Annotated in this window: 5 protein-coding genes; 2 read left to right on the top strand and 3 right to left on the bottom strand. The window is 46.3% G+C overall.

Going from position 1 to position 6,639, the window contains the following annotated elements; translation table 11 throughout:
* The first annotated feature begins 847 nt into the window (after window positions 1–847).
* Window positions 848–1,090, top strand: a complete 243-nt coding sequence (locus QT984_RS25280) for a transposase (protein WP_333057252.1) — start codon at window positions 848–850, stop codon at window positions 1,088–1,090.
* A 351-nt stretch (window positions 1,091–1,441) separates the two neighbouring features.
* On the top strand, window positions 1,442–1,939 hold the full coding sequence (locus tag QT984_RS25275; RefSeq protein WP_333057253.1) for a hypothetical protein: 498 nt from the start codon (window positions 1,442–1,444) through the stop codon (window positions 1,937–1,939).
* 66 nt (window positions 1,940–2,005) lie between these two features.
* On the opposite strand, the gene QT984_RS25270 is transcribed toward QT984_RS25275, so the two are convergent.
* The 3 genes from QT984_RS25270 to QT984_RS25260 all read right to left on the bottom strand — a co-directional run bounded on the left by QT984_RS25270 (window position 2,006) and on the right by QT984_RS25260 (window position 6,638).
* Window positions 2,006–2,371, bottom strand: a complete 366-nt coding sequence (locus QT984_RS25270; protein WP_039886668.1) for a response regulator transcription factor — start codon at window positions 2,369–2,371, stop codon at window positions 2,006–2,008.
* Window positions 2,372–2,693: 322 nt separating this feature from the next.
* Window positions 2,694–5,030, bottom strand: coding sequence for a polysaccharide biosynthesis tyrosine autokinase (locus QT984_RS25265; RefSeq protein ID WP_333057254.1), 2,337 nt, complete (start codon window positions 5,028–5,030; stop codon window positions 2,694–2,696).
* Between the two features lie 135 nt (window positions 5,031–5,165).
* Window positions 5,166–6,638, bottom strand: coding sequence for a polysaccharide biosynthesis/export family protein (locus tag QT984_RS25260; protein ID WP_333057255.1), 1,473 nt, complete (start codon window positions 6,636–6,638; stop codon window positions 5,166–5,168).
* Window position 6,639: the final 1 nt, after the last annotated feature.

Genomic DNA, 6,639 nt, shown 5'->3' with positions numbered 1-6,639 from the left:
CAAAGTTTTCAATCGATTCATGCCGTGTGTATTCAAGGAATTCAGCAAGTTTCTAATTTGACATCAGAACGGTTAGCTATCTTAAATTTATTTCCAGTCACCTGTCGGTCTTATTATTTTTTGTTGTGAAAAGAAGTCTATTATTGATTGGTAAAACTGACTTACATTTAAATAATTGTTGATTCAGCAGTGATGTATTATTGTCATAATGCGGGCGATATATGCTGGGAATTAATAGTTATTAATGGTCTGATTTTTGACTTTTAATGGGCTAAGAAGATTGAATTAATGCCCTCATGTCAATTTTTAGGAATTCCTAACTGAGTGATGCGAGCGTTGCACAGATTTTTGGGTGTTTTTACTCACTATTATCTCGGATGATTCACTTTTATCCCCTCCATCTGCCTATGTGCCAGTTGGGGGTGCGGAATGTGGGATTAAAAAATACACCAATGAAAGCATATTCAGTAAATTTGCTTTCCAAAAATAGTAGCAGCCCATCAATATCAGAAGCTGTCGATCAGAAAAACAGCAGCGATATTTTCCGTCAGTAAAAGCTTAGTTCAAAAACTGGTCAAGCAACAAAAAATCGAGGGGAATTTACAGCCGAAACGAGAGTGGGAAACCGAGATATAGTCATTTGAATAATTCCACAGCTTCTTTGAGAGAAATAGTGGCAGCACATCCCGATGCAACCTTACTAGAATTGTGTGAGTTATTTGCCCAGAAGAATCGTAAAAAAAAACAGTGATCGGTAGCCAAGCCGGCACTGAAAGAGTCATGAAGTTAAGGTTAGATTATTGGTAAAAACTCAAGCATATCGACCCAAAAAATATAGTCTTTTTAGATGATACTGGAGTATTACGCTTGTTTAACCAGAAGTCATGCACGTTCACAACGAGGAACGAGAGTCTATGCGGTTAAACCTTTTTACCGAGGGAAAAAAGTCACAGTAATTGGTGCAATTAGTTTGAAGCGAGTAGTGGCACTCATGACAATGGATAACTCAATGGATGGCAAAGCATTTGAGGTATTTATTGAGCAATGTTTAGTGCCACAATTGTGGTCGGGAGCAGTAGACGTGAATTGATAATTTACCCGCGCATAAAGTAGATTCAATTAAGCCAGTAGATTGAAGCGGTGGGTGCTTCTATCTTGTGTTTTTCCCCATAGTCTCCTGATTTTAATCCAATTGAATTATGGTGGTCGCAACTCAAATCTTTCTCGATCCATTTGTCACCAACCACCACTAAAATGGTTGACACCATAATTTCTGTGGCTCTTGACTTAATTAATCCGAAACATCTTAAAAACTGGTTTACTAATTGCTGCTACTGTACCTCATAACATCCGGAAGTGCTGTATGCTATTTATAGGGCGATTAGGTCATTGGTTTGTGTTAATATGCTAAAATATCAAACAACCACGCGGTAATAATTAGGTGGACAAACTTCAGACAGATATAGAAGCAATTTACTCTAAAATTGAGGAATTGCGCCTGGAACGCCAGCAGCTTAGTATTGCCGATGTTGTCCCAGCAGGTGATTCGCCCCAAGCGATCGCCGATGCTTATCGGCGTCACGCCAGGGAAACAGCACAAGTGTCGGCAGAAGTCAAGGGTATAGATGACGCGATCGCGGCTCTGTCTGCTCAACTGAGTCAGAAACAACAGCAGTCGGTAAAGTTGCAAAGAATCAGTCCGATGGAGGAGCAAGTTGAAGAAGGAAGACTACTAGCTCAGGGACACGCGGAACGGATTAATGAACTGGCGGCGGAACTGGCGGCGGAAGTGAAGGGACTCAAGGCCATCGCCGACCAAATTAGTCCCAGCTACTGGCAAGTTTATTACAAGCCTTTTATTACTGGTTTTAAGAGTATTTCTGTTCCCTACGTGCGATCGGACGGGGATGTTTGGACTATTGTCAATCGAGTAGTTTAGAGAGGCTGCGGGAGCAGAAATAATCAGCGCTGAAGACAATTTTTTTCCTGTCCCTACTCCTCCACCTCAACCTCGCAGCAGTTGCTTAATAGTCCCGACCAATTCTTGAGGGTGAAATGGCTTGGCGATGTAAGCGTCGGCTCCTTGTTTCATTCCCCAATAGCGATCGAACTCTTCGCTTTTGCTCGAACACATTACTACAGGCAAATTTTGGGTTTTAGGGTCGCTTTTGAGCCTGCGACAGACTTCGTAGCCGTTCATCCGGGGCATCACGATATCCAGAACGACTAAATCTGGGCGGTTAGCTTTAATTTGCTCTAGAGCTTCTACGCCATCACTCGCTACCGTGACGTTTAGTCCTCTACCTTTGAGCAAGTCGGCGATCATCTCCCGCAGAGTGACGCTATCATCAACAACCATAACTGTACTCATAGAATAATCCCTACCAAGTTTCTGGGTTGAAACGTTCTCATTAACGTTTACACTAACGTTCACCTTCAAAGGTGTCTTTTCCTGATTGAGATTGCGCTCTGCTAAATGTAGTTTACCCACTTTTGCTGATTTCTCAATCATTTTCTGAGTAATTACCGCAAAATTTAAATATCCGCGCAATCTCGGTTGACACACGAGGCTATGTCCGTTAGTCTATCATTTTCTTTCTCAAATGGTACTATTATCAAAAAATCAGGGTATAGCTTGGTTGTGCGTTTCCCGTTGAGGACGGCGGCCCTCGGCCGCCTGCATCAACATTTGTCTAATTAGGATTTTTCGTACCTAAAGCCGATAGTTTTTGGTCGTAGAGCGTGTCTAAAACGACCGGGCGTTGGCGGTAGCTGTGACCGGTGTTTTTGCAGCCATTAGCAACGATTCCCAAAACGGAAGCTCCAGAAATTTTTAATTCTTCTAAAACTTTGCGAACTTGCGCTCGGTCCGTTTGCCCAATTTGGACGACCATAATCGTAGCGTCTGTGTGAGCTGCGATCAAGTGGGTGTCTGCCAAGCCTGCTAGTGGCGGGGTGTCATAAATTACTAAGTCAAAAAATGCTTGAAATTGCTCCATCAGATACTGCATTTTTTTGGAAGAAAGAAGCTTGATCGGATCGGGGGGAATTTGGCCTGCGGTGAGTACAAACAAATTTTCTTGGTTCGGGGCTCGTTGAATCGCGTCGTTGAGGCTGATATCTGTGGAGATGGCATCGCCCAGGCCACGCACGTTCGACAGTCCTAACTTAGCGTGCAGTTGGGGGCAACGCAAATCTGCATCTACTAACAATACTCGCTGTCCTACGGCTGCTGCTGTGGCTGCTAGGTGCAAAGCTACTGTAGATTTCCCGTCTCCGGTTACGGCTGAGCCGACTAAGAGCGATCGAATTGCCGTGCCTGCGCTCAGCAAGTGAATGTTCGTGTATAGGGATCGAAATGCTTCTAAAAATTGATAGTCCAAGTCGCTCAAAATACTTGGTGCCCCGCTCATCGAACCAGTAGGTCTAGCTTCGACCTGTTCGACTACTTCCACTTTCGAGTTCGATCGAGCCGATGTTAGTTTTCTCTGTCTGGCTGGCGGTCTGCGCTTGACTTTCTTGGTAAACGGAATCACCCCGAGTATTGGCAATCTTGTGGCCATTCTGAGTGATTCTGGAGTGTGGAACACAGTATTTAGTACCTCTACGAGCAAGCCGACGGCTATGCCCAGCAGACTGCTTAAAATTACTGCCAGCGCTAACTGTTTTCTGGTTTGTTTGACGGTAGCTGTTATAGGGTTGCCGAATTTGTCTCGCGGAATTTCCGGAGGATTTATCAGCACCCAGGGTATTTGCTCCTGAGCCGCATCAATTCGCAAGGCTTCTCGTTTTGCCAAGAAGTCCGACAAACTCTTAGTAACTACTTGCAGTTCTCGCTGTAAATTGTCGTATTGTCGGGTTGTAACTGAAAAGTTTCTAATTTTTTGGTTGAGAGCATTTTGCACAGCGGTCATTTCACGATCGCGCGCTTCAATTTCTTTGATTTGGGTCTCTAAATTTCCCATCACCACTTCTTTTGCTTGTTGAGTGGCGGTTAAAATAAGTTCTTCCCGACTTTTTCGCAGCGCTAAAACTGGCAAACTGTCTTCTCTGTACTGAGCTAATTTCATTGACAATTCCGAGTCTATTCTCTGAATTTGACCTAAGAGTCCGCCGTAAGCTTGTCCTTGGGTAATCAGCAGCCCCTGGGGATTATTTTCCTTGAGTAGTTTTTCATAGCTTTGGTAGAGGTTTCGCATCCCTTTTAGCTGAACTCTGATTTCTACTTGCTTGCCGCGAATGCTTTGAACTTGTTCAGACAAAGATTTTCCCTCTATCTGAGGTTCAAATAAGTTGCTCTGCTGCCGCAGTCTTTGGACTTGCAATTGCAGAACTTCTACTCTTTCTCGGAGCTTGGGAAGCTCCGTATCTATAAATTTAATACCTTGATTAATGCCCATCAGCCGTTGCTGCAAGCTGTAGTCTAGATAAGCTTTAGAAATTTTGTCCAATACGTTGTTAATTTTTTTTCTGTCTGCATCTTTGTAGCGAACTTGTAAAATTTTTGTGCCTTGCTGTTTGCCATCTTTCGTGTAGCTGATGCGGTTGATGGACATTTTTGAGATCAGTTCCGTATAGGTCATTTTGGGATACCACGCTCGCAATTCCTCAAGCACGGGCTGCATCAATTTGGGGCTACGCAAAATCCTAATTTGGGTTTCGTAGTCTACTAAGCTAATTCCTTCTATATTAATTCTTGCTAAGTCGGCAGCTTGGGTGTTGTTTAATTGTTTGGACAGCAAACCTTCAGCAGTGGCGGGTTCTACTAACAGGGAAAAGGAGCCTTCATACTCGATCGTTATGCTTTTAGAAGTGGCGACGATCGCTGTTCCTGCCAGGGCGCTCAAAGCAATGGTGGCGGCTGCCATGACCGGGAAGCGACGGCGCACGACGCCTAAGAGCCAGGACAAGTCTAGCTTTTCTTCTTCTCTCTCCTCAACAAAGTGATCTCTGTAGTTCTGAGCAGATAACTCCGGCAGTTTGCCATTCGATTTAGGTGTGAAGGGTTGGTAATCTTGTCTGCTATCCATATTCAGCCTGGGTATTTTTGAGGTTGATATTTTTGAGGTTGATATTTTTGAAGCGGCCAGGTCGCGGCTGGGTAATCTTATTGTTTAGTTTATTCTAGCCTTTGCCAGGAATTATTCACCTCACCCGCCGCCTTCTTACCTGAATAAAAATCGGAGAACGTTTATAAAATTTAACACTCCCGTCGCAGGCCCGACAGGTCCGATTACAGCGTTCATGCGATCGACAAAATTGACGAGACCCCTGCGAGATACGATAATCATGTCGTTGTTGCGAAGTTGAGGATTGGTTTCTTCGTTAATTCCTTGAGTTAAATTGACTTCGATCGTCCGTTTAGTAGCTGTACCGTCGTTATTGAGGCGGACTAGCTCAACTTTATCCCTTCTAGCTCTGGTATTCTCGTAGCCAAAAAATCCTCTGGAAACTAAAGCTTGATTCAGTGTGGCATTAGCTGGGAGCCTCAAGGGATCGAGGGATGTTCTGAGTTCTCCTACTACAAAAACGTTAATGCCGACGGGGGCAAAGTTAGTGCTAGCGAGTACGCCAGCTTCTGCTGGGTTAACGATCGTGGCTTTGGGCACAATGATCGTGTCTCCCTCCTGGAGGATGGTATCTTGAGCGCCGTCGCCGGACTCTAGGAACTGCCACAGGTTGACTGGGATAATTTGTTCACCTCTTCTGGTGACGCGCCGCACTTGGATTTGCCGGATGTCGGCATCCGATGTGATGCCACCAGCTAGCTGAATGGCCCGGATGACGGTGGGGAAACCTTCGCGGCTGAGGTCGTTGGTGGTATTGCCACCGATCACGACGTAAGCCCCGGGGCGGGTGACTTGACCAACGATGGAGATCGATCGAGGTTTTTCTGGGGGTGGCGAAAAGTTTGCCGTCGCAAATTGACGAGCTTCTGCTTGGTTGAAGTTGGCGACTGTGGGAATCACGATTGTGTCTCTGTCTTGCAAAATTATGTCTTGAGAGATGTCTCCTTCCTCCAAGAATTTCCACAGGTTGACATTGAGCACTTGATCGGGGCCGTCTCGTTGGGGACGGCGGACACGGATGTTGCGGATGTCGGCCACACCCGTGACGCCTTCTGCGAGTCTGATCGCTTGGGTGACAGTGGGGTACTGGACACTCGGCGCGGCTCCCGGGCCAGGAGTTAGGGTAATGGTGAAGTTTCCGGGCCTGGTGACTTCTCCGATGACGCCGACGTTGAGGGGGCGGGCGGCGACGAGGCTGACTGTGACTATGGGGTCTTTGAGGACGCGGCGGTAGGCGTTGCGGATGATGTTGGTGGCTTCTACTAAGGTGCGACCGCGGATGGAGACCAAGCCGATCAGGGGCAGGTTGACTGAACCGTCGGAAAGGACTTCGTAGCCACGGCTAAGTTCGGGTACTTCGAGTATTTCTACTTGGATGCGATCGCCACCGCCGAGTTTGTAGCTTTCGGGCGATCGCCTAACGGGCGCAACATTCTGGGCTTGGTCTGCGCCTAGCGGGATGGGAAGTTGTGCCGGGGTGATCCTGGCATCAGCGAGGACACTGGAAGCAAACAAGACAACACCCACAACCGACGGGGCTATCTGCCTTGGAAAATGGGTGTTAACCATA

It is taken from the genome of Microcoleus sp. Z1_B2 (genome assembly GCF_036700325.1).
Taxonomy (GTDB): Bacteria; Cyanobacteriota; Cyanobacteriia; order Cyanobacteriales; family Microcoleaceae; genus Microcoleus.
Note: the sequence above shows the minus strand (reverse complement) of the source record. Positions and strands in the feature narration are given on the sequence as shown.

Bases quoted from the DNA above. Each gene is read 5' to 3' on its own strand.
- QT984_RS25280 (WP_333057252.1), top strand. From the start codon at position 848: ATGATACTGGAGTATTACGCTTGTTTAACCAGAAGTCATGCACGTTCA.
- QT984_RS25270 (WP_039886668.1), bottom strand. From the start codon at position 2,371: ATGAGTACAGTTATGGTTGTTGATGATAGCGTCACTCTGCGGGAGATG.
- QT984_RS25265 (WP_333057254.1), bottom strand. From the start codon at position 5,030: ATGGATAGCAGACAAGATTACCAACCCTTCACACCTAAATCGAATGGC.
- QT984_RS25260 (WP_333057255.1), bottom strand. From the start codon at position 6,638: ATGGTTAACACCCATTTTCCAAGGCAGATAGCCCCGTCGGTTGTGGGT.